The sequence below is a fragment of the Sphingomonas sp. 7/4-4 genome (assembly GCF_027941955.1).
Classification (GTDB): Bacteria; Pseudomonadota; Alphaproteobacteria; order Sphingomonadales; family Sphingomonadaceae; genus Sphingomonas.
The window spans coordinates 2,804,850-2,828,693 of record NZ_CP115960.1 but is presented as its reverse complement, the minus strand read 5'-3'; the positions used below and the strand labels follow the sequence as shown (position 1 = coordinate 2,828,693).

19 protein-coding genes and 3 pseudogenes are annotated in these 23,844 nt (G+C 65.1%); 13 read left to right on the top strand and 9 right to left on the bottom strand.

Features of this window, described 5'->3' with window-relative positions:
* Positions 1-29: 29 nt before the first annotated feature.
* On the bottom strand, positions 30-575 hold the full coding sequence (gene msrA, locus PIB19_RS14225) for a peptide-methionine (S)-S-oxide reductase MsrA (RefSeq protein ID WP_271237896.1): 546 nt from the start codon (positions 573-575) through the stop codon (positions 30-32).
* Between the two features lie 86 nt (positions 576-661).
* On the opposite strand from msrA, the pseudogene galE reads away from it, so the two are divergent.
* Positions 662-1,656: pseudogene (gene galE / locus PIB19_RS14220) on the top strand (UDP-glucose 4-epimerase GalE).
* A gap of 130 nt (positions 1,657-1,786) precedes the next feature.
* Here galE and PIB19_RS14215 read toward each other — a convergent pair.
* The 5 genes and pseudogenes from PIB19_RS14215 to PIB19_RS14195 form a co-directional block, all read right to left on the bottom strand.
* A complete protein-coding gene (locus PIB19_RS14215) occupies positions 1,787-2,497 on the bottom strand; it encodes a phosphatase PAP2 family protein (protein WP_271237895.1) in 711 nt (236 codons plus the stop codon).
* A 23-nt stretch (positions 2,498-2,520) separates the two neighbouring features.
* Positions 2,521-4,628, bottom strand: a pseudogene (locus PIB19_RS14210) (TonB-dependent receptor).
* Between the two features lie 112 nt (positions 4,629-4,740).
* Positions 4,741-5,154: a tetratricopeptide repeat protein gene (locus PIB19_RS14205; protein ID WP_271237894.1), complete on the bottom strand. Its 414-nt coding sequence runs from the start codon at positions 5,152-5,154 to the stop codon at positions 4,741-4,743.
* 825 nt (positions 5,155-5,979) lie between these two features.
* A complete protein-coding gene (locus tag PIB19_RS14200; RefSeq protein WP_271237893.1) occupies positions 5,980-7,734 on the bottom strand; it encodes a vWA domain-containing protein in 1,755 nt (584 codons plus the stop codon).
* Between the two features lie 93 nt (positions 7,735-7,827).
* Positions 7,828-8,388, bottom strand: a complete 561-nt coding sequence (locus PIB19_RS14195; protein WP_271237892.1) for an RNA polymerase sigma factor — start codon at positions 8,386-8,388, stop codon at positions 7,828-7,830.
* 127 nt (positions 8,389-8,515) lie between these two features.
* On the opposite strand from PIB19_RS14195, the gene PIB19_RS14190 reads away from it, so the two are divergent.
* From PIB19_RS14190 to PIB19_RS14175, 4 genes are all read left to right on the top strand, one after another.
* Positions 8,516-8,977 carry a (2Fe-2S)-binding protein gene (locus PIB19_RS14190; protein WP_271237891.1) on the top strand — a complete coding sequence of 154 codons (462 nt, stop codon included), beginning with the start codon at positions 8,516-8,518 and terminating at the stop codon, positions 8,975-8,977.
* A gap of 3 nt (positions 8,978-8,980) precedes the next feature.
* Positions 8,981-11,458 carry a xanthine dehydrogenase family protein molybdopterin-binding subunit gene (locus PIB19_RS14185; protein ID WP_271237890.1) on the top strand — a complete coding sequence of 826 codons (2,478 nt, stop codon included), beginning with the start codon at positions 8,981-8,983 and terminating at the stop codon, positions 11,456-11,458.
* Positions 11,403-11,741 carry a hypothetical protein gene (locus PIB19_RS14180; protein ID WP_271237889.1) on the top strand — a complete coding sequence of 113 codons (339 nt, stop codon included), beginning with the start codon at positions 11,403-11,405 and terminating at the stop codon, positions 11,739-11,741. The genes PIB19_RS14185 and PIB19_RS14180 overlap by 56 nt, the downstream gene beginning before the upstream one ends.
* A gap of 153 nt (positions 11,742-11,894) precedes the next feature.
* Positions 11,895-13,004 carry a sensor histidine kinase gene (locus PIB19_RS14175; RefSeq protein WP_271237888.1) on the top strand — a complete coding sequence of 370 codons (1,110 nt, stop codon included), beginning with the start codon at positions 11,895-11,897 and terminating at the stop codon, positions 13,002-13,004.
* A 36-nt stretch (positions 13,005-13,040) separates the two neighbouring features.
* On the opposite strand, the gene PIB19_RS14170 is transcribed toward PIB19_RS14175, so the two are convergent.
* On the bottom strand, positions 13,041-13,547 hold the full coding sequence (locus PIB19_RS14170) for a rhodanese-like domain-containing protein (protein ID WP_271237887.1): 507 nt from the start codon (positions 13,545-13,547) through the stop codon (positions 13,041-13,043).
* A 120-nt stretch (positions 13,548-13,667) separates the two neighbouring features.
* Here PIB19_RS14170 and PIB19_RS14165 point away from each other — a divergent pair, with 120 nt between their 5' ends.
* The 4 genes and pseudogenes from PIB19_RS14165 (at position 13,668) to PIB19_RS14150 (ending at position 17,042) form a co-directional block, all read left to right on the top strand.
* Positions 13,668-15,095, top strand: a complete 1,428-nt coding sequence (locus PIB19_RS14165) for an amino acid permease (RefSeq protein ID WP_271237886.1) — start codon at positions 13,668-13,670, stop codon at positions 15,093-15,095.
* Positions 15,092-15,957, top strand: a pseudogene (gene mtnP / locus PIB19_RS14160) (S-methyl-5'-thioadenosine phosphorylase). Before PIB19_RS14165 ends, mtnP begins: the two are co-directional and overlap by 4 nt.
* Positions 15,958-16,050: 93 nt before the next feature.
* Positions 16,051-16,494 (top strand): DUF6916 family protein, encoded by a 444-nt coding sequence (locus PIB19_RS14155; RefSeq protein ID WP_271237885.1) that lies wholly within the window; start codon positions 16,051-16,053, stop codon positions 16,492-16,494.
* A gap of 56 nt (positions 16,495-16,550) precedes the next feature.
* A complete protein-coding gene (locus tag PIB19_RS14150) occupies positions 16,551-17,042 on the top strand; it encodes an FKBP-type peptidyl-prolyl cis-trans isomerase (RefSeq protein ID WP_336297149.1) in 492 nt (163 codons plus the stop codon).
* Positions 17,043-17,249: 207 nt separating this feature from the next.
* On the opposite strand, the gene acnA is transcribed toward PIB19_RS14150, so the two are convergent.
* Positions 17,250-19,919, bottom strand: a complete 2,670-nt coding sequence (gene acnA / locus PIB19_RS14145; protein ID WP_271237884.1) for an aconitate hydratase AcnA — start codon at positions 19,917-19,919, stop codon at positions 17,250-17,252.
* A 338-nt stretch (positions 19,920-20,257) separates the two neighbouring features.
* Here acnA and PIB19_RS14140 point away from each other — a divergent pair, with 338 nt between their 5' ends.
* From PIB19_RS14140 to PIB19_RS14130, 3 genes are read left to right on the top strand one after another with little or no spacing between them, the layout of a single operon-like run.
* Complete coding sequence (locus tag PIB19_RS14140) at positions 20,258-21,580, top strand: nSTAND1 domain-containing NTPase (RefSeq protein WP_271237883.1); 1,323 nt, start codon at positions 20,258-20,260, stop codon at positions 21,578-21,580.
* A 51-nt stretch (positions 21,581-21,631) separates the two neighbouring features.
* Positions 21,632-21,766 (top strand): hypothetical protein, encoded by a 135-nt coding sequence (locus PIB19_RS14135; RefSeq protein WP_271237882.1) that lies wholly within the window; start codon positions 21,632-21,634, stop codon positions 21,764-21,766.
* A complete protein-coding gene (locus PIB19_RS14130) occupies positions 21,763-22,155 on the top strand; it encodes a type II toxin-antitoxin system death-on-curing family toxin (protein ID WP_271237881.1) in 393 nt (130 codons plus the stop codon). The genes PIB19_RS14135 and PIB19_RS14130 overlap by 4 nt, the downstream gene beginning before the upstream one ends.
* A 169-nt stretch (positions 22,156-22,324) precedes the next feature.
* Here the strand turns inward: PIB19_RS14130 and PIB19_RS14125 are convergent, their stop codons facing one another.
* Complete coding sequence (locus PIB19_RS14125) at positions 22,325-22,486, bottom strand: hypothetical protein (protein WP_271237880.1); 162 nt, start codon at positions 22,484-22,486, stop codon at positions 22,325-22,327.
* A 184-nt stretch (positions 22,487-22,670) separates the two neighbouring features.
* Here PIB19_RS14125 and PIB19_RS14120 point away from each other — a divergent pair, with 184 nt between their 5' ends.
* Positions 22,671-23,816 (top strand): lipase family protein, encoded by a 1,146-nt coding sequence (locus tag PIB19_RS14120; protein WP_271237879.1) that lies wholly within the window; start codon positions 22,671-22,673, stop codon positions 23,814-23,816.
* Positions 23,817-23,844 lie beyond the last annotated feature (28 nt).

Genomic DNA, 23,844 nt, shown 5'->3' with positions numbered 1-23,844 from the left:
TCCTCCCCGCTTCGCGGGGAGGATTTGGGTTACGCCGTCGCGCCTTCCTTCAGGCGATTGGCGAAGCTTTTCCGGAGCTTGCGCAGCTTGGGCGGGATCACTGCGAGGCAATAGGGATTACGCTGGCCCTCGCCCTGCCAATATTCCTGGTGATAATCCTCGGCGGGGTACCAGTCGGAGAGCGGCTCGATCGTGGTGACGATCGGCTGAGGCCAATCGGGCCGGGCGCGTTCGATCGCCGCATAGGCTTCGGCCTCCTGCTCCGCGGAATGCGGGAAGATCGCCGAGCGATACTGGGTGCCGATATCGTTGCCCTGGCGGTTGAGCTGGGTCGGGTCGTGCGTCCCGAGGAAGACGTCGAGCAACTCGCCAGTGCTGATCTGATCGGTGTCGAAGGTCACCCGGATCGCCTCGGCATGGCCGGTGTCGCCGCCGCACACCTGCTTGTAGGTGGGGTTGGGGACGGTGCCGCCGATATAGCCGCTCTCGACCTTGCTCACGCCGATCACGTCGTTGAACACCGCCTCGGTGCACCAGAAGCATCCGCCGGCGAGCGTCGCGGTTTCGACTGTCATTTCATTCTCCTTGTCGCGCCCAAGATAGGTGGGGCTTGGCGGAGCGCAATCGCGGCCCTAGGCGAGGCGCGACAAGGGAGACGGGCATGCGCGACGGTACGGTGCTGGTGACGGGCGGTGCGGGCTATATCGGCAGCCATGCGGTGCTGGCGCTGCTCGATGCGGGCTGGAAAGTCGTCGTGGTCGACAATCTCGTCACCGGTTTCGACTGGGCGGTCGACAAGCGCGCCAAGCTCGTGGTCGCGAACATCGAGGACGAAGCGACCATTCGCGCGACGATGCAGGGCGAAGGCGTGATCGCGGTGATGCATTTCGCCGGATCGGTGGTGGTGCCGGAGTCGGTGTCCGATCCGCTCAAATATTATCGCAACAACACCGTCGCGAGCCGCTCGCTGATCGAGAGCGCGGTCGCTTCGGGGTGAAGCACTTCATCTTCTCCTCGACTGCCGCGACCTATGGCATTCCCGAGAAGGTGCCGGTCTCCGAGGACAGCCCGAAGGTGCCGATCAATCCCTATGGCATGTCCAAGCTGATGACCGAGTTCATGCTGCGCGACGTCGCCGCGGCGCATCCGATCAACTATTGCGCGCTGCGTTACTTCAACGTCGCCGGCGCCGATCCGCAGGGCCGCAGCGGCCAGTCGACTGCGGGGGCGACGCACCTGATCAAGATCGCGGCCGAGGCGGCGACGGGCAAGCGCGCGGCGGTGTCGGTGTTCGGGACCGACTTCGCGACCGAGGACGGCACCGGCGTGCGCGACTATATCCATGTCAGCGATCTCGCCGCGGCGCATGTCGACGCGCTCGACCTGCTGATCGCGCGGCCCGAGGAGAGCCATACGATGAACTGCGGCTATGGCCGCGGATTCTCGGTGCTGCAGGTGCTCGACGCAGTTGATCGCGTAACCAACCGCAAGATCGACCGCCGGCTGGAGGGGCGTCGCGCCGGCGATCCCGACGCATTGGTCGCCGACAACAGCAAGATCCTGAGCACCTTGCCATGGCGGCCGAAGCACGACGATCTCGAGGGGATCGTCAAGGACGCGCTCGCCTGGGAGCGCAAGCTGGGCGAGCGATCCTGACTCAATCCTCCCTCGCGAAGCGGGGAGGGAACCACGAAGTGGTGGAGGGGCATCTCCGCGGGCGATTCGCTCGTGGCCAGAGCCCCTCCGTCGCCTTCGGCGCCACCTCCCCCGCTGAAGCGAGGGAGGATTATGATTTGCGGAACATCCGGAGTTCCACGCCCCACCAGAGCAGCGCCCAGCAGCTGCCGAACGCCCAGCCGGCGAGGACGTCGCTGGGCCAGTGGACGCCGAGATAGACTCGGCTGATGCCGATCAGGCCGACCAGCAGCATCGCGACGGCGAGTACGAAGCCACGCATCCGCCAGCCGCGCACCACCGGGAAGAGCAGCGTGGCGAGCGTCAGATAGACGATCGCGCTGTTGGCGGCGTGGCCGCTTGGAAAGCTGCTCGACGCTTCCTGCATCAGTTGCTGGACGAGATCGGGGCGTGCGCGGGCGATCAGCACCTTGACCAAGGTCACGGCGAGCGCGCCCAGCGTCGTCGCTGCGATCACGAGCACGGCCGAGCGGAACCGCCCTTTCAAAGCAAGGAAGGCAGCGGTGACCAGCACCACCATCGTCAGCACGGTCGAGCTGCCGAGTGCGGTCACGTCGCGCACCGCCGAGGGCAGCCAATGCGGGCCGAGCGGCTGTTGGGGATGTCCGGGCACGCGCATCGCGAGCATGATCGCGCGGTCGAGTTCCGCGACGTCGCCTTCCATCACTTCGCGGCCGAACCCGATCAGGCCCAGCAGCAACAGCGCCACCGCGCCCAGCGCGAAGATCGGCCAGGGGATGCGGCGCGATGCCGCGGCCTCGGACTTCAGTTCAACGACCGGTTCGGGGGACGGACTCGCCATCCGCCCCTAATGCCGGATCAGGATCAGAGTTGCACCCTGAGTGTCGCGCGCAGGTCGCGACCGGCGAGCGGGGCATAGTCCTTGAGCACGCTGGTGTGGCGGCGCGCCTCGACGTCGAAGATGTTGTTCGCCGAGAGCATCAGGCTGGTGTGCGAGCCCGCGCCGAACGGCTTCCACGAGACGGATGCGTTGACGAGCGTGAAGCCGCTGGTCGGGGTCTCGAAATCGGTGACGCGATCCTGCTCGAAGCTGTGCTCGACTTCGACCCGGCCGGTCAGCGCATCCGACTGCGCCTCGAGCCCGCCCATCACGCGCAGCGGCGGAATGCGCGGCACCGGCCCCTGATCGACGATGTCGGCATGGACGTAATCGGCGAGCGCATCGGCATTGATCGCGAAATTGCCGAGCTGCGCCAGCCGCGCCGATCCCTCGATCTCGAAGCCGTAATAGCGGGCGTCGGCCTGGTTGTACTGGAACACCGGCAGATCGTCCTCGATCGCGCCGGTGGGGGCGTCGTAGATATAGTCGCTGAAGCGGCTGTAATAGGCGGCGGCCGACAGGCTCCAGCCGTCGCCCGAGCCCTTGAGCGTGCCTTCGACTCCCACGCCTTTTCGGTGGTGAAGTCAGGGTTGCCGATCTCGAACGCCTGGGTGCCGGCATGCGGGCCGTTGGCGAACAATTCCTCCTGCGTCGGCGCTCGCTCGCTGCGCGAGACGTTGATGCCGAGCCGCAGATGGTCGGCGAGCGCATAGCTGGCACCGAGCGAGGCCGAGAGGCTGTCGAAGCCGCGATCGAGCAGTGGATTGCCGATATCGGCATCGGCTTGGGCGCGCAGGCTGTTATGCTCGTAGCGCAGCGCCGCCTCGGCCTTGAGCGCGCCGAAATCGAGCGACTGGAGCGTGAACAGCCCGAACTGGTTGCTCTCGGTCCGCGGCAGGAATTTCTCCTCGCCGACGATGCGGGTGTTGCGCGTCGAGAACTGACCGCCGGTCACGCCTTCCCACTCGCCATGGGTCTCCTGGACCAGTTCGAGCCGGCCTTCGAAGCCCTGACTGTAGAAGGTCGTGCCGACCTCGCCGGTGTCCTCGATCTCGCTGTGCTGATAGTCGGCGGCGGCGAGGCGCATGCGGATCTGGTGGATGCCTGCGGTCTCGGTGAGGATGTCGCCGCGCACGTCGAGGCGGGTCTGCTTCGCATGCAGCCGGACCGCTTCGGCGTCGATCGCCGGATCGAGCGAATAGCGGATCGGTACGCCGTACAGGCTGTCGTAGCGCGAGACCGAGAAGCCGAGGCTGCCGCGGTCGTCGATGATCGCCGCGCCGCCGGCAATGTCCCAGGTGCGTGCCGCGGTGTTGGGCACTTCGCCCTTGAGACCGGCCAGTTCCTGGATCGCGGGATCGGCGCTCGCCGCGGCCTGCGCGCGCAGTTCGGGGGTCAGCACATAGCCGCCGCTGCGCATGTCGCCGGTTTTGGTGTAGCTGCCATCGGCATGGATGACGAGCTTGCCCGCGACGGGCACGTCGACGGCGCCCGAGGCCGAGCGCTCGTCGGACGCGCTGCCATAGGTCGCGATTCCGTCGGCGTGGAGCGGGCTTTCGGGCATGCGGCGCGGGATGCGGCTGTCGATGACGTTGACCACGCCGCCGATCGACGAGGGACTGAACAGCAAGGCAGAGGGGCCGCGCAGGACCTCGATGCGATCGGCGGTGAGCGGATTGATGATCGCGGCGTGATCGGCCGAGGTATTCGACACGTCGATGCTGCCGATCCCGTCGATCAGCAGCCGTGCGCGATCGCCGGTGAAGCCGCGCAGCACCGGGCGCGAGGCGTTGGGGCCGAACGAAGTCGCGGAGACGCCAGGCTGCTTTGCCAGCGTCTCGCCGATGGTCGGGCGCATCTCGCGGGTCAGTTCCTCCGCCGCGAGGATCGCAGTGCCGCCGAGCACATCGGCAGTGGCGCGGGCGCGCGTGCCGGTGACGACGATCTCCTGATTGGGCTGATCATGGTCCTGCGCATCGGGATCCGGCGCATCGGCGGGCGTGTCCGAAGTCACGGGGCTCGATGGCTTCTCTTCGGCATGTGCCGGCAGCGCGATGAAGGTGGCGGTGGCAAGCAGAAGGCTACGCAGCATGAAAGATCCCCGAACTCCAGGATGTGCTGCGCTGCGGTAACGGCGATGATATAAAGTATCAATATCTTTTGTCGTTTTTATGCGACGGTTCGGCCAGGTTACGATCGCGCTATTATTCGTCGCCATCCTCGAGGCGCGGATCGATCCTGGTCGCGCGCTCCCAGTCTTCGCGTGCGCGTCGGGTTTCGCCTTGCCGGCTGTGAAACAGGCTGCGCTGGTAGTAATTGCGCGCCACATTGGGGGCGAGGCGCACTGCCTTGTCCAGATCGGCAAGCGCCCGGTCAGTGTCGCCTTTCTGCTCCTGGACGAGGCCGCGGTTGAGCCACGCGAGAGCGAGTCCCGGCGACTGGTCGATCGCGCGGTCGAACGCGGCGATCGCGGCGTCACTGTCGCCGCGCCACGCTGCCGACAGGCCATCGGCGACTTGCGCCGCGGCGCGCCCTTGCGGCCGCTGGCCGAGGGATCGACCAACTTCTTGCAGGCGGAGAGGTTTTGCGCGGAATCGCGCACCGTACAGGCATCCCACGCGCCATTCTCGGCTGCCCTGGCGACCGAGCGGACGCGCTTGGCTTCCGCGCGCTGGGCGAAGCCGCGCGGGGCCATTCGCGAGCCCGTGACGACGACGGCCTCGGCTTCGTCCTGCACCTCTGCGCTGCGTGCCGCCATCTGGGTCGGCGCGGGTGCGGGTTCGGGCGGGGGTGGGGGCGCGGCCGGGGCAAAGGCCGGCATGGGCTCAGCCGGTGGCGGTGGCAGGGACTCCGCCGCCATCTCGGCGACCTGGCCCATGGCCACTGGTTTCGCCGCGCGGCTGCTGCCTTCATGCGGGGGCGACGAGGGATTGGCGGGCGGCGTATCCGCCCGGGCGATTTGCGTGGCGGAGGGCTGCGCAGCCGGTGACGGCGTGGCTGGCGGCGCTGCCGGTTGGGTCGGCTGACTTTTGGGGGTGAGCTGGTCGCCGTTCGACAGCCAGACCGGTACCGCGATCACGCCGACCAGGACGGCAGTGAGCAGCGCGCCGAATTGCGGTCGGCCGAGCAGCGGCCAGCGCGATGCGGGTCTAACCGGGCGTGGTGGCGCCGCGGCAGGGGCCGGTTCCTTGCCGTCGAAGCGCAGCATCGCCGCCTCGATGGCGGCATCGCGTCGCGTGTTGCGGGGTGGTGGCGGCTCGGGCAGCAGCGCCGAGAGGTCTTCGTCGCTCGGCATTCAGAAGCCCCTGCCCGCGAACATGCGGGAATCGAAAGATCGGCGGCAGGGAACGGAAAACGGCATTTGCCGGCCTTATAGCTGCAATTGCGGGCGGGTCGAATGCGGCGCGTGCGGCGACGCAGATCGCCGCACGCGCCCGTATCCTTTATCGGCCGACCCGCGCCAAAGATGCGGCGGTCTTGGCCTGACGGACGAGCTGGACGAACTCCGAGCGATAGCCGAAGCCGTCGTCGCCGCGCGCCGCCAGCGCGATCCGCAGCACGTCGTCATAGCTCATCGTGCCGCTATATTTGCCGCCGCGCAGCAGTTCGGCGAAGCCTGCCACGCCGGTGGCGAAGCGCGCGTCCCGCGGGGCATCCTCGAAGCGGGCGACTTCGACCGCACGACTGATCGGCGTCGAGATCAGCCGGCTCGTGTTCGCCTTGGGCGTCTTGTAGCGGATCTTCACGAAGCCGTATTCGCCAGCGATAGCGACGCGGGGCTGCGCGGCGGGTGTGGAATAGCGCAGGTCGCCGATCGCCCGCGGGCCGCCGACAGGCACGACTTCGTAGAGTGCGGTCACCGTCTGCCCAGATCCCACATCGCCGGCATCGACCTTGTCATTGTCGAAATCCTCGCGCGCGAGCATCCGCGTCTCATATCCGATCAGCCGATATTCGGCGACGGTGGCCGGGTTGAACTCGACCTGGATCTTCACGTCCTTGGCGATCGGGAACAGGGTAGAGGTGGCTTCATCGACCAAAGTCTTCCGTGCCTCGCTCACCGTGTCGATATAGGCCGCGGCGCCGTTGCCGTTCTGGGCAAGCGTCTGCATCAGCGCGTCGTTGTAATTGCCCATGCCGAAGCCGAGCACCGAGAGGAACACGCCCTTGCCGCGCTCGCGCTCGACAAAGCCCTTGAGTTCCTCCTGGTTGGTGATCCCGACGTTGAAGTCGCCATCCGTCGCGAGGATCACGCGGTTGACGCCCTGCGGATCGAGATTCTGCTCGGCCAGCGCATAGGCCTGGCGGATGCCCTCGGCGCCCGCGGTGCTGCCCCCGGCGCCGAGCCGGTCGAGCACCGCGAGGATCTTGCCCTTCTCGCTGGCGCGCGTCGGTTCGAGGGCGGTGCCGGCACTGCCGGCATAAGTGACGATCGCGACACGGTCGTCGCCGCTCAGCTGATCGAGCAACATCGACAGCGATTGCTTGACGAGCGGCAGCTTGTTGGGTGCGTTCATCGATCCCGACGTGTCGATCAGGAAGACGAGATTGGCGCGCGGCCGCGTGGCGCGCTGGATCTCGTAGCCGCGGATGCCGATGCGGACGAGCTTGCGGCCCTGGGTCCAGGGACTCGGGAACACCGCGACATTGGTGCTGAACGGCTGATCGGCCGAGCGCGCGCCGACATAATCATAGGGGAAATAGTTGATCATTTCCTCGGTCCGCACCGCCGCCGGCTGGGGCAGGACGTTGCCGTTGAGTGAGGCACGCACGAACGAATAGGAAGCAGTGTCGACATCGATCGAGAAGGTCGAGACCGGCTCTTCGCGCGCAACCTTGAACGGGTTCTCGGCGACGCTGGTGAATTTGTCGCGGCCGACATCCTGGTAGGTGCCGGGGAACGGGCGGCGTTCGAGCGAAGGCGCGTAGGCACCTGCGGACATCTTGCTGCCGGTCACGACGATTGAAGGCGGGGGCGGTGCCGGAGCGGACACCGGCTCCGGAGCCGGGGCGTATTGGGCCATGTCGGCGGTGCGGGCGCGTTGCTCGGAAGCGATTCCGTTTGCCTTGTACCCCGTGACGACGACTTCCTCCGCCGGTGCGGGCGGCGCGGCCGCCTCTTCGACGGCGGACCCGGTGCACGAGGCGAGCAGCACGGCGGAGAGGCCACCGGCGATCAGAAGATAATATCGGGACATGAGACACTCCCTGACGAAAGCGGTGCACGATTGCCCGCCTGTCACTGGGACGCCGCTCCGCCGGATTTCCTTGGGACCGCCTGCGAAAATTTTTCAGGCGCCGTCACCGCCCGAGCCGAGCATCCGCCGCACCTCGTGCATCCGCCACGATATCGTCGCCTCGGCGACGCCCAATATCTCCGCCGCCTCGGCATGGCTGAGCTGCTGGCCCGCCACCAGCACCACTGCGTCGCGATAAGCGGGCTTCAGCCGCGCGATCGCACTCTGCACCCAGATCGTGTCGTGAAGATCGCGCCCGTCGGGGCCGCGCGCGAGGCCGGCGACGACTGCGAACCGTTCGGTCAGCCCACGGAACGAGCGGCGCCGGCGCTGCAGGTCGCGGCAGGCATTGACGACGATGCCGCAGAGCCAGGTGCTGAACTTCGCCTCGCCACGGAAGGTCGCGAGCTTTTCGACGAGGACGCAGCAGACGTCCTGTGCGATGTCGTCGGCATCGGCGCGCGATCCGGTGAACTGCCAGGCCAGGCCGTGGATGCGGTTATAGTGGCGCTGAAGCAGCGCGCCGAACGCGTCCCGGTCGCCGCTTGCCGCCGCGGCGATCAGCCTGGCGTCCGAATCTTCTCCCCTTCCGCCATTGCGCGCTGTGTGCCTCATTCGGGCCGGGGATGCCAATGTGTTGGGACAATCCATCTCTGCTTCAATGTGCTCCGATGGACTGGCGGTAGATTCCGTTTGGGAAACGTGTCTATGATCCGGTCGGGCCAGCGGCAACGGAGGGATCATGACCACCGATTTCACGCTCAACGGCAAGCCGGCGAGCTTCGACGGCGATCCCGAGACGCCGCTTCTCTATGTGCTGCGCGACCATCTCGGGCTGACCGGCACCAAATATGGCTGCGGGATCGCCCAGTGCGGCGCCTGCACCGTGCATCTCGACGGCAAGAACCGGCGTTCGTGCGTCACACCGGTATCGATGGTCTCGGGCAAGCAGGTCACTACGATCGAGGGCGTCGCGGGCAGGGAGGCCGAGGCGGTCCAGAGCGCCTGGGTCGCCATCGACGTGCCGCAATGCGGTTTCTGCCAGTCGGGGCAGGTGATGTCGGCGGTGGGCCTGCTGAAGCTGAAGAAGAAGCCGAGCGATGCCGACATAGACGCGGCGATGGCGGGCAATATCTGCCGCTGCGCCACTTATGTCCGGATCCGGCAGGCGATTCATGACGCCGCCAAAGCGATGGAGGCCTGAGCGATGAACGCCATCACGCCAACCCGCCGCGGCTTCCTCCAGTCGACCGGGCTCGTGCTCGGCATGGCATTGCCGATCGGCAATGCGGCGAAGGCCGCGCCGGGCCAGACGACCGGCCTGCCCTTCGCGCCCAATGCCTTCGTTCGCGTCGGCACCGACAATCTCGTCACCGTGATCATCAAGCATGTCGAGTTCGGGCAGGGTCCCGCGACCGGGCTCGCCACCTTGGTGGCCGAGGAGATGGACGCCGATTGGGGCCAGGTCCGTGTCGAGATGGCCCCGGCCAATGACCCGCTCTACAAGAATCTCGCTTTCGGGACGATGGGCACCGGCGGCTCGTCGGCGATCTCGAACAGCTGGATGCAGATGCGCAACGCCGGGGCTTCGGCGCGGGCGATGCTGGTCGAGGCGGCGGCGAAGCGCTGGGGCGTGCCGGCCGCGTCGGTGAAGGTATCGAAAGGCATGGTTTCCAGCGGCGCGCGCAAGGCGAGCTTCGGCGAGCTGGCGGCGGACGCGGCTTCGCTCAAGCCGCCCGAAAAACCCGTGCTCAAATCGCCCGACCAGTTCACTTTGATCGGCAAGGATACGCCCAAGGTCGACAGCGTCGCCAAGACCAACGGCACCGCGATGTTCACGATGGACATCCAGCGGCCGGGGATGGTGCACACCGCGATCGCGCATCCGCCGGCGTTCGGCGGGACGGTCAAGGCCGTGATCGACACCGCGGCGCTGGCAGTGCCCGGCGTGCTCGCCGTCAAGACGATCCCGCAAGGCGTCGTGGTCTATGCGCAGGATGGCTATGCCGCGCGCAAGGGCGCCGCGGCGCTGGACGTGACCTGGGATCTCTCCAAAGCCGAGAAGCGCACGAGCGACGAGCTCTATGCGCAATATGCCGAGGCGAGCGAGGCGCCGGGCAAGCAGGTCGAGAAGACCGGCGATACCGCGGCCGCCCTGAAGGGCGCGGCGAAGAAGCTCGAGGCGGTGTACCAATTCCCCTATCTCGCGCATGCGCCGATGGAGCCGCTGGACGCCGTGATCGAGATGAACGGGGACAGGCTCGACGTGTGGATGGGCAGCCAGTTCCAGGTCGGCGAGCTTCGTGCGATCTGCGCGACGCTCGGCGTGCCGTTCGAGAAGGCATCGCTGCACGAACAATTCGCCGGCGGCAGCTTCGGGCGCCGCGCGACGCCGGCGATGGAGTTCGCGATCGAGGCGGCAGCGGCGTTCAAGGCGTGGGGCAAGGGCCCGGTCAAGCATGTCTGGACCCGCGAGAACGACATTCGCGGTGGCCGCTATCGCCCGCTCGCAGTGCACACGATCCGCGGCGGGCTCGATCCTGCGGGCAAGATCGTCGCCTGGGACCAGGTCGTCGCCGCGCAGAGCTTCTTCAAGAATTCCCCGATGGAGGGGATGGGCATGAAGAACGGTATCGACGACGCGCTGACCGAGGGCATCGCCGAGAGCTACAAGTTCACCAACCAATATATCGGGCAGCACATCATGGACGGCGGCGTGCCGACCCTGTGGTGGCGATCGGTGGGGAATACGCATACGGCCTATGCGGTCGAGACCTTTATCGACGAGCTGCTCGAAATGGGCGGCAAGGATCCGGTCGCGGGACGGCTGGCGCTGATGGAGGATGCGCGGACCAGAGCGGTGCTCGCCAGGGCGGCCGAGATCGCCGGCTGGGGCAGGAAGCCGCCTGCCGGCCGCGCCCGGGGCGTGGCGGCGTGGAAGAGCTTCGGCTCCTATGTCGCGCAGGTCGCCGAGGTGTCTAAGGGGCCCGATGGACTGCCCAAGGTGCATAAGGTGTGGTGCGCGGTGGATTGCGGGATCGCAGTCAACCCGAACGTGATCCGTGCGCAGATGGAGGGCTGCATCGGCTACGGCCTCGGCCACGCGCTCTATTCGGAAGTCGAGCTGGGCGAGGGCGGAATCGTCAAGCAGAGCAATTTCGACAGCTATCGCTCGCTGCGGATCGGCGAGATGCCGGAGGTCGAAGTCGCGATCATCGCGTCGAGCGAAAACCCGACGGGGTCGGCGAGCCGGGGCTGCCGCCGATCGCCCCCGCGGTCGCCAATGCGTGGCGCAAGCTCACCGGGAAATCCGTGCGGCGGCTTCCGTTCGTGGTGGGAGGCAAGGCATGAAGCTGGGCGCATATGCACTCGGCGCCGCGGCGCTGACCCTCGGGCTCGCCATCGCCGGCCAGGCGCGCGAGCAGAAGGTGGAAGGGTTGAAGCCGGTCAGTGCTTTCGCCGGCATCGCCGATCCGAATGCGCGCTCGCTCGCGATCTTCGCCGAGATGGGCAAGGTGATCCAGCATCCGCGCTGCGTGAACTGCCATCCGCGCACCGATCGTCCGCTGCAGGGCGACGCGCAGCAGCCGCACAACCCGCCGGTCTCGCGCGGGCCGGCCGATCGCGGCATGGCGGGGCTCGAATGCAGCACCTGCCACGGGCCGCGCAATGTCGCCTTCACTAACGGCACCGGCAGCATTCCCGGACATCCCGAATGGCATGTCGCGCCGATCGGGATGGCGTGGGAAGGCAAGACGCTCGGCCAGATCTGCGCGCAGATCAAGGACCGCAAGCGCAACGGCGGCAAGACGCTGGAGCAGCTGATCGAGCATAATGCGCACGACACATTGGTCGGCTGGGGCTGGAACCCGGGACCCGGGCGCACCCCGGTTCCGGGCACGCAGGCGCAGTTCGGCGAGCTGACCCGGGCCTGGGTGGCGAGCGGGGCGAAGTGTCCGACGGGCTAAGGGCGTTCGCATTGCCTGCGTGCTGATCGGTGCGTTCCGAAGCTGCGGATGGCTATCCCGGCCATCGGATGCTAATATGAGCCATCACCGATCCGTCGCGCAGGCAAAAGTGACCGGGAGACATCGTGCTCTCGCCTGCAAGCAGAGTCCGCCGTGATCCCCAGCTCGCCCTCCGCCCTCCTGCCAGACGCGCTCAACAGCCTGCAGGACGCGCAGGTCCTTGCGCTCGCCATCGTCAATACCATCCCGGATCCATTCCTGATCCTCGACGAGAAGTTCCATGTCCTGGCGGCCAGCCGCGCCTTTTACGAGGTGTTCCAGGTCGATGCCGCGGCTACGCAAGGGCGCTCCCTGTTCGCACTTGGCGACGGCCAGTGGAACATCCCGGCGCTGCGCCATCTGCTGGAGACCATCATTCCCGATCGCGTGGCGATGGACGGCTTCGAGGTCGCACATGACTTCCCCGGCCTGGGCAGTCGCACCATGCTGCTGAATGCACGTAAGGTGGTCTACGAAGAGAGCCCGGCGATCACGATCCTGTTGGCGTTCCGTGACGTGACCGCGAGCCGGCTGATCGCGGCCGATCTGGCGGTCCTCCTCGCGCAGACCGAACAACTCCTCGAACAAAAGCAGATGCTGCTCGAGGAAATGCGGCACCGCGTCGCCAATAGCCTGCAGATCATTGCCAGCATCCTGCTGTTGAAAGCGCGGGCGGTGGTTTCAGAAGAGACGCGCAACCATCTGAAGGATGCCCATCTGCGTGTGATGTCGGTCGCGACCGTTCAGCATCACCTGCATCTGCAGGACGGCGTCGCCGAGATCGATGTCGCGGCATATCTCGCAAAGCTGTGCGCAGGACTGAGTTCGTCTATGATCGGGGAAGACAGCCCCGTCTCGATCGAGGTTCACGCCGATCCCGGCGTGACGGAATCCGCGACGGCGGTCAGCCTCGGACTGATCATCACCGAATTGGTCATCAACGCCATCAAATACGCCTTTCCCGACCACAAGCCGGATGCGCGGATCCGTGTCCAATACGAGCGCGACGACGATGATTGGAAGCTGACGGTGTCGGACAACGGCGTAGGGCTGGCCGGCGCTGCGAGAATAGCGGGCGAAACCGGTTTGGGCACTACCATCGTCAAGGCGCTGTCGAAGCAGCTTGGCGCCACGGTCGAGATCGGCGGCCAGGCGGTGGGGCTGCAGACCATGGTGACCAAGGCAAGCTTCACCTCGCGCTACATTTCCCAACCATTGCCTTAGCCCTGACGCACGACGACAAGTCACCGCAAGCGGTCTTCAGGCTCCTGCTTTCGCGGCGGCGCCGGCTGTCCAGCCAACCCGTGGATCGTTGAAATCCACCACGTCGCGCAGCTCCCAGACGTTCGGATAGCCATAGCCGACGAGATTGATGAAGGTCTGGATGTTGAGCGCGAGCGCCGCCTTCTTGAGCATCACCGGGGCGCGGTGGTTCGAGAAATTGTTGTTGCAGTAGATCAGGATGGGGCGGTCGCGGTTCGGCCCGATCGCTTCGGCCAGCGCCTCGGCAGTGAAGTCGGTGAGCGGCAGGTTGACCGCGCCGGCGATATGCCCTTCCGCGAACTTGTCCGCCGAGCGGGCGTCGAGGATCAGCGCACCCTTCTCCGCCGCTTTCGCCTTGAACGCGTCGAAGCCGAGCAGTCGCTTCGCACGCGAAGCGCGGACATCGCCGGTGAGCGTGGCGAAGCCGGCATAGTCGATCTGCGGGTTGGGCGCCGGATCGTCGGGAACGGTGAGCAACAGCAAGGCGAGCGCGGGGAGCAGCATGGAAGCCTCCATCGATCTATAGCCGTAACGATCCGCCATGCCCGCTGCACCGGCGATGAACGCGATTGCGCGCGTGCCCGTCCGCGCTATCACGATGCGCAGACCATCCAGGGAGTATCCATGGCCAGCCTGTTCCGCCTGAAGCAGATCGTCGCGGAGGAGGATCGCCCGCAGGCGCACCGCCTCCAGCGCACGCTCTCCTGGCCGCATCTCGTCGCGCTCGGCGTCGGCGCGATCGTCGGCACGGGTATCCTGACGCTGATCGGCGTGGGCGCCGATCGCGCGGGTCCGGCGGTGATCCTGTCGTTCGCCGTCGCCGGGGCGATCTGCGCCTGCGCCGCGCTTGCCTATGCCGAGATGGCGACGATGATCCCCGCCTCGGGCAGCGCCTATACCTATAGCTATGTCGTGCTCGGCGAGATCATCGCCTGGGTGGTCGGGTGGAGCCTGCTCGCCGAATATACCTTGGTGGTGGCGACCGTCGCGGTCGGCTGGTCGGGCTACTCCGTCGGGTTCCTCGATGGGCTCGGCGTACACCTGCCGGCGGCGCTGACGCACGGTCCGGTGATGTCGGGCTGGCAGATCGTCGAATGGGGCGTCAACGTGCCGGCCTTGTTCATTGTCGCGGTGGTAGCCGGGCTGCTGATCGTCGGCACGCGGGAAAGTGCGACGCTCAACGCCATCCTGGTGGTGGTGAAGCTGATCGCGCTCGCCGTGTTCGTGGCTGTGGCTTTGCCCTATTTCGACGGCGCCAATCTCGAGCCCTTCGCGCCGTTCGGCTTCGCCAAGCACATGAGCCCGGACGGCGTCGAGCGCGGCGTGATGGCGGCGGCGGCGATCATCTTCTTCGCATTCTACGGCTTCGACGCGATCTCGACCGCGGCGGAGGAGGCCAAGAATCCGAGCCGCGATCTCGCGATCGGCATCGTCGGATCGATGGTGGCGTGCGTGGCGATCTACATGATCGTCGCGGTCACTGCGGTGGGTGCGCTCAGCTATACGCGCTTCGCCGACAGCCCCGAGCCGCTGGCGCTGATCCTGCGCGAGATCGGCCAGCCGAAGACCGCGACCTTCCTCGCCGCCTCGGCGGTGATCGCATTGCCGACGGTGATCCTTGCCTTCCTCTACGGACAGAGCCGCATCTTCTTCGTGATGGCACGCGATCGCATGCTGCCCGAGAGCCTGGCGACCGTGTCGCGGCGCGGGACGCCGGTGCGGATCACGATCTTCACGGCCGCGGTGGTGACGTTCTTCGCGGCATTCTTCCCGATCGACCAGATCGCGGCGCTCGCCAATGCCGGCACGCTGACGGCATTCGCGGCGGTGGGCATCTGCATGCTGGTGATGCGCCGCCGCGCGCCCGACGCAGTGCGCCCGTTCCGCACCCCGGCGGCGTGGCTGGTCGGGCTCGGCGCGGCGTTCGGCTGTCTCTATCTTTTCATAAGCCTGCCGCATCAGACGCAATTGTTGTTCGGCGTGTGGAACGTGATCGGGCTGCTGCTCTATTTCGCCTGGGCGCGCCGCAACGTGGACAAGGGGGCAGTGTGAGCGGCTGGACGATCGGAGTCATCGGCGGCTCCGGGCTCTACGACGTCGAGGGGATCGAAGACGGCGAATGGGTCGAGACGGCGAGCCCGTGGGGCAGCCTTCCGACGCGTGCTTCGTCGGTCGGGTCGGTCCTGTGCGGGTGGTGTTTCTGCCGCGGCACGGGCGGGGACACCGGATCAGCCCGTCCGAGCTCAACGCCCGCGCGAATATCGATGTGCTCAAGCGGCTGGGCGTGACCGACGTGCTCGCCATCTCTTCGGTCGGCAGCCTGGTCGAGGATCGGCCGCCGGGCAGCTTCACCGTGACCGACCAGTTCATCGATCGCACCAAAAGCCGGCCGTCGAGCTTCTTCGGCACCGGGCTGGTCGCGCATGTCTCGATGGCGGACCCGGTGTGTCCGCGGCTCTCGGCATTGGCGGTCGATGCCTCGCGGGCGGCGGGGGCGGAGACGCATGTCGGCGGCACGTACCTGGCGATGGAGGGGCCGCAATTCTCGACCCGGGCGGAGAGCCATCTCTATCGCAATTGGGGCTGCCACGTCATCGGCATGACCGGGATGCCCGAGGCGAAGCTCGCCCGGGAGGCGGAGCTGCCTTACGCGCTGGTGGGGATGGTCACCGATTATGATTGCTGGCGCGAGGGCGAAGATGCGGTCGATGTCGCGCAGGTGATCGCGCAGCTCTCGGCCAACGCCGCCAAGGCGCGCAGGCTGGTGATGCATCTGCTCCGCAACCTGCCCGAAGCGCGGCCGGCATCGCCGATCGACACGTGCTTCGACACGGCGCTGATCACCGCGCCTTCGGCGCGTGATCCCGCATTGGTGGCGGCGCTCGACGCCGTGGCGGGCCGGGCGCTGCGCTGAACACTGTCCGGTATCGGGAACCTCCATATCGGATATGTTTCTGGCGCGTTGCAATCCACTGGAGTACGCTTCGCGTAACCGGGGGTGAAAATCATGGAAACCACGAGTCGTAGTTCGCGGCGCGCGTTCGTTCTGGGCGGCACCGCCGCTGCCGCGTGCATGGGGCCACTTGCCGCGGCACAGCTTACGCGCACGTCGCTGGCGACATCCGGGGGCACCACGGCGCCGACTGCGACCCGCAGCGAAGTCGCCGAATGGGAGAGCCTGGTGGGCGCGAGCTTCCTGATCGGCGGCGAGGCAGGCAAGGCGGTGGCGAAGCTCGCCGCGGTCGAGCGGCCGGCATTCGATCCGAAGCGGCCGGCGGGGCTGGCGCGCCTGCAGCCCTTCACTGCCTGGTTCGAGATGGACACGCGCCTCGCGCCCGCGGGCCAGCGGACCTATACCGTGGCGCATCCGGCGAAGGGCGCGATCAATCTGTTCCTGGGCCGCGGCGCCGACAAGCGCGGCAAGGCCGTCGTGCTCGCGCTGTTCAACTAGCCCTTCGCCACGCTATGGCGCTGCCTCGTAACGTCTCGGGGACAGGAGTGATTGGCTTGAAGAACGCGAAACTCGTCGGTGTCGGGCTCGCGGTGGTGCTGCTCGGCACTGCGGCAGTGGCGATGCAGGCCGGCGGCGAAGACCATTCGCAGGATACCGCGTGGCACAACCGCCAGATGCTGGCGCTCGCGCAATTGAAGGGCAGCGACGGGTGGCAGTCGCTTCAGGGCGGACTGCGCTGGCGGCGGATCAAGGGCGACGGATCGGGCAAGCATCCGACCGTGCGCGACACGGTCAGGATCCATTATGCCGGCACGCTGGTCGACGGGACCGAGTTCGACAGCTCCTACACCCGCGGCGAACCGGCGACCTTCCCGCTCGGCGCGCTGATCCCGGCGTGGCAGCTGGCCGTGCCGATGATGGGCGTGGGCGACACGATCGAAATCGCCACGCCGTCCGACCTGGCATATGGCCCGGTGAGCAAGGGCCCGATCCCGGGCGGCGCGACCCTGCTGTTCAAGATCGAATTGCTCGGCATCCAGGAATAAGCCGCTTCGTTTTTTCTTCCTTCGCCGAAAAAATTTCCGCACGGTGTGTCAGTGCTGTTCAAACCGGAAACGATGTTTCTGGTTTGTTCCATGCGAAATCCTACATTGCAAGCCCGAAATTTCCCGCGGCGTGGCACTCGCGGCATAGGCGCAGCAAAAGGCCGCGGCGGATCGCTCCGCCGCGGCCTTTTGTCTGTTCCGAACGGCTTACGCCGCGAGGTTGCGCAGCACGTATTGCAGGATGCCGCCGTTGAGGAAATATTCGAGCTCGTTGACCGTATCGATGCGGCAGCGGGTCTGGAAGGTCTCGGTCTTGCCGTCCTTGCGGGTGAGCGTGACTTCGACGTCCTGACGTGGGCGCAGGCTGGCGACGCCGGTGATCGTGAAGGTCTCCGAACCGTCGAGCCGCAGCGTCTCGCGGGTGACGCCCTCGGCGAACTGGAGCGGGACCACGCCCATGCCCACCAGGTTCGAGCGGTGGATGCGCTCGAAGCTTTCGGTGATGACTGCGCGGACGCCGAGCAGGTTGGTGCCCTTCGCCGCCCAGTCACGCGACGAGCCGGTGCCGTATTCCTTGCCGGCGACGATCACCAGCGGCGTGCCGTCGGCCTTGTGGCGCATCGCGGCGTCGTAGATCGGCATAACCTGATCGTGATACTTGGTCATGCCGCCTTCGATGCCGGGGACCATTTCGTTCTTGATGCGGATATTGGCGAAGGTGCCGCGGACCATCACTTCGTCATTGCCGCGGCGGGCGCCGTAGCTGTTGAAGTCCTTCCGGCTAACCTGATGTTCCTGAAGGAAACTTCCGGCCGGGCTGTCCGCCTTGATGCTGCCCGCGGGCGAAATGTGATCGGTGGTGATCGAATCGCCGAGGATCGCCAGCGGCTTGGCCTCGATGATGTCCTGCACCGGTGCCGGGGTCATCGTAAGCCCCTCGAAATAAGGCGGATTATGGATGTAGGTGCTGCCGGCGCGCCAGGAATAGGTGTCCGAACCGGCGACGGTGATGCCCTGCCAGTGACGATCGCCCAGATAGACATTCGAATATCGGGTACGGAACATTTCATCGTCGATGTTGGCAGCGATCAGCCCGGCGATCTCCTCGTTCGAGGGCCAGATGTCCTTCAGGAAGACCGGACCGTTGGTCCCCTCGCCGATCGGCGTCTCGTACATGTCCTCCGTCACGGTGCCCTTGAGGGCATAAGCGACGACGAGCGGGGGCGAGGCGAGGAAGTTGGCGCGGACGTCGGGGCTCACGCGACCCTCGAAATTGCGGTTGCCCGACAGGACCGAGGCGGCGACGATGTCGTTGCCGTTGATCGCGGCGCTGATCGGCTCGGCCAGCGGGCCCGAATTGCCGATGCAGGTCGTGCAGCCATAGCCGACGAGGTTGAAGCCGATCGCGTCGAGATCCTCGCTGAGGCCGGCCTTGTTGAGATAGTCCGTCACGACCTGGCTGCCGGGGGCGAGCGAAGTCTTGACCCAGGGTTTCCGCGTCAGGCCCAGCGCCCGCGCTTTCCGGGCGACGAGGCCGGCGGCGATCAGCACCGAGGGGTTCGAGGTGTTGGTGCAGCTGGTGATCGCGGCGATCACCACGTCGCCGTCGCCGATGTCATGCTCGGCACCCTCGACCGCGACGCGCTCGGGACGGTCCTTGTGATAGACCTTCTGAAGGTCGGCGTTGAACACTTCGTCGACGGCGTCGAGGCTCACCCGGTCCTGCGGGCGCTTGGGGCCGGCGAGCGACGGGCGGACGCTCGACATGTCGAGCTCGAGGCTGTCGGTGAAGATCGGCTCGGGGCTGTCCAAATCGTGCCACATGCCCTGCGCCCTGGCATAGGCCTCGACCAGAGCGATCGTCTCGTCCGGACGGCCGGTGAGGCGCATATAGTCCATGGTCTTCTCGTCGATCGGGAAGAAGCCGCAGGTCGCGCCATATTCAGGGGCCATGTTGGCGATCGTCGCGCGGTCCGCCAGCGTCATCGAGTGGAGACCGGGGCCGAAGAATTCGACGAAGCGGCCGACCACGCCCTTGGCGCGCAGCATCTGGGTGACGGTGAGCACCAGATCGGTGGCGGTGATGCCCTCGCCCAGCGCGCCGGTCAGCTTGAAGCCGACGACTTCGGGGATCAGCATCGACACCGGCTGGCCGAGCATCGCCGCCTCCGCCTCGATCCCGCCGACGCCCCAGCCGAGCACGCCGAGGCCGTTGACCATCGTGGTGTGGCTGTCGGTGCCGACGAGCGTGTCGGGATAGGCGATCGTGGAGCCGTCCGGCGCCTGCGACGACCAGACCGAGCGGGCGATATATTCGAGATTGACCTGGTGGCAGATGCCGGTGCCCGGGGGCACGACCTGGAAATTGTCGAGCGCCTTCGAGCCCCATTTCAGGAACTCGTAGCGCTCGAGGTTGCGCTCGTATTCGAGCTCGACATTCTGGCCGAACGACTGCGGGGTGCCGAACTCGTCGACCATCACCGAGTGATCGATGACGAGATGGACGGGGACCTGCGGATTGATCTTGGCCGCATCGCCGCCCAGCTTGGTGATCGCGTCGCGCATCGCCGCCAGATCGACCACGCAGGGCACGCCGGTGAAATCCTGCATCAGCACGCGCGCCGGGCGATACTGGATCTCGCGGTTCGAGCGGGCATCCTTCTGCCAGTCGACGATCGCCTGGGCATCGTCCTTCGTGACGGTCTTGCCGTCCTCGAAGCGCAGCATGTTCTCGAGCAGCACCTTCATGCTGAACGGCAGGCGGCTGATGTCGCCGAGCTTCTTCGCGGCCTTGGGCAGCGAATAGAAGCTGTAGGTGGCGGTGCCGACGGTGAGCGTGTCGCGAGTGCCGAGCGTATCGTTGCCGATGGCGGTCATGGGGCGCGGGATCCTTTCTACTGTCCGGCCCGGGCGCTCGGGGGACGCGATCCTTGGGAGGAACGCGCGGGCGCGCCGGAGGGTGCTGCGAATGCGAGATTCGGGCCGGGCCTTAGCGCGGAGGGGGCGGGAGGGGAAGCGTCTGTCGAGCAACAGCACATTGATGTCCGACAGTGAGCCATCCTCACGCCACAAGGCTATGATCGGCAAGCATTCATGACGTCAAAAATGCCCTGCTTTCAACCAAAAAGGGTTTTAGTATCGGCCGAAGTTGTATCACTATCGGGTTTAGTGATATCAGTTTGAGTATGAGTATAAAGCCTGCGCCCTTGCCGAGATTGACGAGCGACGATGTCCCTTCGCTTCTCTTTGAGATCGGGCAACTTTTCACCCCATCAACGCCCATCAGATTGGCTGACCTATTTGCTGGAAGAAGGAGGCAGATCGGTCAGCTGCTCAATGCGGTCGCTGAACCCGGACGACATGCCATTCTCTACGGAGAGCGTGGTGTAGGCAAAACCTCGCTCTCTCAGGTTCTGGCGTTATTCGTCCCCGCTGGACGTCAAACGGTAGTTCATGCCCGCAAGGCATGCGCCCCAGGGGACACTTACGAAACGATCTGGCGAAAATTCTTCAAAGACATGCAATTCACTCATGTTGAAGATGGCGAGCAGCGCGTAGCATCGTTAAATGATGTTTATACTGGTCGCGAGCTTGAACCGGACGATATTTTGCGTGAAATGAAAACATTTTCAGCAAATGATATCCCCATTTTCGTTGTAGATGAATTTAATGAAATAGAGGATGCGGGCGAGACCGCCAAATTGTTCGCGAATACTATTAAAGCTTTGTCAGACGATGGCGTTCCGGCTACTATAGTTATTGTTGGTGTCGGCGACAGTGTTTCGCAATTATTCGCTGGACATGAATCCATACAGCGCTGCACTGAAGAAGTGCCCATGCCGAGAATGTCTCGCGATGAACTTGGTGAGATTATTGACACCCGTTTGAAGGCATTGGGTTTGAACATAGAGCCAGACGCTCGATGGAAGATTATTATCTTGGCGCGAGGCCTGCCAACATATGTGCACCGCTTAGGTAAGCACGCGGCGGGACGAGCTGTAAGCGACTTGAGAAGGCGTATAAATGAAGAGGATGTCGACTATTCCATTGAGGAAGTTCTTAGGGGTTCCCTAGAATCTCTCCGAGTTGGATATGAAAGAGCTATTTATAGCAATCAGCCAGGAAGTTTATTTAAAGAAATACTTCTTTCTTGTGCATTGGCGCCTGCTGATGATGCAGGCTATTTTGCCCCTGCGGCAGTTCTGACACCCTTCGAAAAGATCCGTGGAAAGCCAATGACGATCGCGCAATACCGCAATCATCTCGCAGATTTCATTACGGAAAAGCGTGGATCGATCCTGCAGAGGAAGGGTGAAGAGCGGGGCTATCGATACCGTTTCAGAGATCCTGCGATGCTTCCTTATGTATTGATGAAGGGCATAGCTGATGGGATGGTTTCGGAAGATGCCAAGGGTCTTTTGCGATTTCCTGAGCAGGGGCAATTATTTGCAGACTCCCCTGAGTGGATTAGATGCCAATCAGATTGGTATGGCCGTTGCTCGTGGCATGCAGCAGGCGGACCGTTCACCTCACATTGACTCAACCCCTGATACTACCGATATCCATATGCGATTGAGCAGGAGGACAGCATGGTTGCGTTGCGCAAGCCCGATCAGCGCCCTGTTCGCAAGGCGCGCCCGACGGGCGAGAAGTTCGATCCGGCGGCTGCGCTGGAGCAGGCCAAAGAGCTTTATCCGAAAGTGATGGCCAAGCTCGCTGAGTGAGCGCGCCGAGCTGGATCGAAGCTGACGAGCTGATCGAGTTCAATCGGCTCGCGGTCGAGGATAGCGGCGAGCCTTTCGGGCTGATCGATGCCGGGCTGCTCGACAGCTCGGTGCATCGGCCCCGGCAGATACGGCACTACGAAAAGGACGAGGACGTGGTGCGGCTAGGCGTGGCGCTTGCCGTGTCGGTCGCGCAGAATCACTGTTTTCGCCAAGGCAACAAGCGGACGGCGCAGGCGGCGCTGTTTCGGTTCCTCTGGATCAACGGCTACACTTTCCGCGATCCCGACGACCTCGAACTGGCCGAGCTGATGATCGCCGTGGTGGATCACCAGATTTCCGAAGAGGAGTATCTGGCGGCGATCGATGCGCATGTGATTGTGCGGTAACTCTCCCGTTCACGCTTGGCTTGGGGAGGAATTTTCGGGTGGGGCGTATTGGCTCCAGCCATTCGCTTGCCTGTAAGGGTCGGGCGAAGCGTGGGTCTGACGATTCTTTTGGGCGCGCAGACGCGCGCACCCACCTCCTGCCCCTCCCTTGCAGGGAGGGAGTCTGGGGTCACCCCCGGCACGCCTTCACGATCATCTCCATGTCCCGCCGCCCCTGGGCCGAGGGGTTATCGACATAGCCGGTATAGTCCTTGACCTCGAGGGTGCGGCCCTCGCCGGCCGGGTAGCGGTTGACCTTGATGCCGGTGAAGCCGTCGCCAGTGACCTTCAATCGGGCATGTCGGAGAGTACCCGGCGGTTTCATGTAAATTAAACCGTGGTTTCATGTAAATTAAACAATCGCGCACCTTGAAGAAATGGTGAGATGGCGGTTAGGCAAGATATCGTCTGGACTCCTTGCAGGTATTCAATAGAATTCCCTGCGTCTCTTCGTTCCCAACCGAAGGAGTATGGCGATGTCTGTTTGCACGACCATTCAGCAGCAAGTATATTGTCTGGCCATCGAAATTTGCGCGGCGGCGACGCAGACGGGCGATGCGGCGACGCTGGCGACCTATCTGCAGGGCGAATTGCAGGCCCTGATCACCAATCCCGACTTCACCAATGGCGACGACTGGCAGATCGTGTGGGGCCCGGCCATGTGGCAGGCGCCGTTCAGCGACTTTTCCGATCAGGCCGCGGCGGTCTGCTACAACAGCAGCCAGAACGTCTATGTCGTGCCGGTCTCGGCGACCAATCCGCATTCGCCGTACAATGTGTTCTTCGAGGATCTCGCCGCGGTGCCGCTCTACATGGTGCCGGTGCCGGGGACCAATGCGGGGAACGTCACGGTCGGCAATTTCGCCGGGCTGCAGGCGCTGCTGGGCCTCCAGGCGGGCGGGACATCGCTGCAGGATTTCCTGAGCGGCACGGCGAATGCGTCCGACGATCTGGTGTTCTGCGGGCACAGCCTGGGCGGCGGGCTGACGCCCCTGCTCGCCTACACGCTCTATCCGAACGGCACGTCGGGCAGCGGCTGGCAGAACGTCTATACCTTTCCGACCGCGGGGCCGACCACGGCGGACGCGGCGTTCGCGACTGCGTTCAATGCCGCCTATCCGGTCGTTTCGGGCAGCGGCTATCAGATGTGGAACGCCAACCAGTATAATGCGCACGACCTGGTGCCCAATGCCTGGGCCGGCGCGAGCACCGGGCCGGGGCTGGCGCAGGTCACCACCGGGATCTTCTCGTGGACGACGGCGATGTATTATACCGGCGTCAAGATGAGCGGGGAGGTGGCGGCGCTGCGCACGATGGCGGAGACCTTCGCGGGCGGATCGTCCAATCCCTATGTCGCCACCAACAACAATGCGCTGTTCACCGGCGCGCGCCAATATGGCCAGATCACCGACAGCGCGACGCTGGCGAAGGAGATACTGTTCCAGCACACCGTGGCCTATAACGAGGAATTCGGGGTGACCGCATTGTTCGACCCGGCCGAAGTGCAGAGCTGGATCCAGCCGCCGCTGCTGCCTTTGGTGCTGGGCGTGAGCGGGGTCGGCGAGGCAGTCGCGGCTGCCACGGCGGCCGCGGCGGCGGAGCAGGAAGCTGCGCCGGCGTGATGGTTTGTTCCTATTTGGTTCTTTCAAT

What these genes read in the sequence shown, in the direction of transcription:
- msrA (WP_271237896.1), bottom strand. Translation starts at nt 575, where the DNA reads ATGACAGTCGAAACCGCGACGCTCGCCGGCGGATGCTTCTGGTGCACC.
- PIB19_RS14215 (WP_271237895.1), bottom strand. Translation starts at nt 2,497, where the DNA reads ATGGCGAGTCCGTCCCCCGAACCGGTCGTTGAACTGAAGTCCGAGGCC.
- PIB19_RS14200 (WP_271237893.1), bottom strand. Translation starts at nt 7,734, where the DNA reads ATGTCCCGATATTATCTTCTGATCGCCGGTGGCCTCTCCGCCGTGCTG.
- PIB19_RS14195 (WP_271237892.1), bottom strand. Translation starts at nt 8,388, where the DNA reads ATGAGGCACACAGCGCGCAATGGCGGAAGGGGAGAAGATTCGGACGCC.
- PIB19_RS14190 (WP_271237891.1), top strand. Translation starts at nt 8,516, where the DNA reads ATGACCACCGATTTCACGCTCAACGGCAAGCCGGCGAGCTTCGACGGC.
- PIB19_RS14185 (WP_271237890.1), top strand. Translation starts at nt 8,981, where the DNA reads ATGAACGCCATCACGCCAACCCGCCGCGGCTTCCTCCAGTCGACCGGG.
- PIB19_RS14180 (WP_271237889.1), top strand. Translation starts at nt 11,403, where the DNA reads ATGGCGGGGCTCGAATGCAGCACCTGCCACGGGCCGCGCAATGTCGCC.
- PIB19_RS14170 (WP_271237887.1), bottom strand. Translation starts at nt 13,547, where the DNA reads ATGCTGCTCCCCGCGCTCGCCTTGCTGTTGCTCACCGTTCCCGACGAT.
- PIB19_RS14165 (WP_271237886.1), top strand. Translation starts at nt 13,668, where the DNA reads ATGGCCAGCCTGTTCCGCCTGAAGCAGATCGTCGCGGAGGAGGATCGC.
- PIB19_RS14155 (WP_271237885.1), top strand. Translation starts at nt 16,051, where the DNA reads ATGGAAACCACGAGTCGTAGTTCGCGGCGCGCGTTCGTTCTGGGCGGC.
- acnA (WP_271237884.1), bottom strand. Translation starts at nt 19,919, where the DNA reads ATGACCGCCATCGGCAACGATACGCTCGGCACTCGCGACACGCTCACC.
- PIB19_RS14135 (WP_271237882.1), top strand. Translation starts at nt 21,632, where the DNA reads ATGGTTGCGTTGCGCAAGCCCGATCAGCGCCCTGTTCGCAAGGCGCGC.
- PIB19_RS14120 (WP_271237879.1), top strand. Translation starts at nt 22,671, where the DNA reads ATGTCTGTTTGCACGACCATTCAGCAGCAAGTATATTGTCTGGCCATC.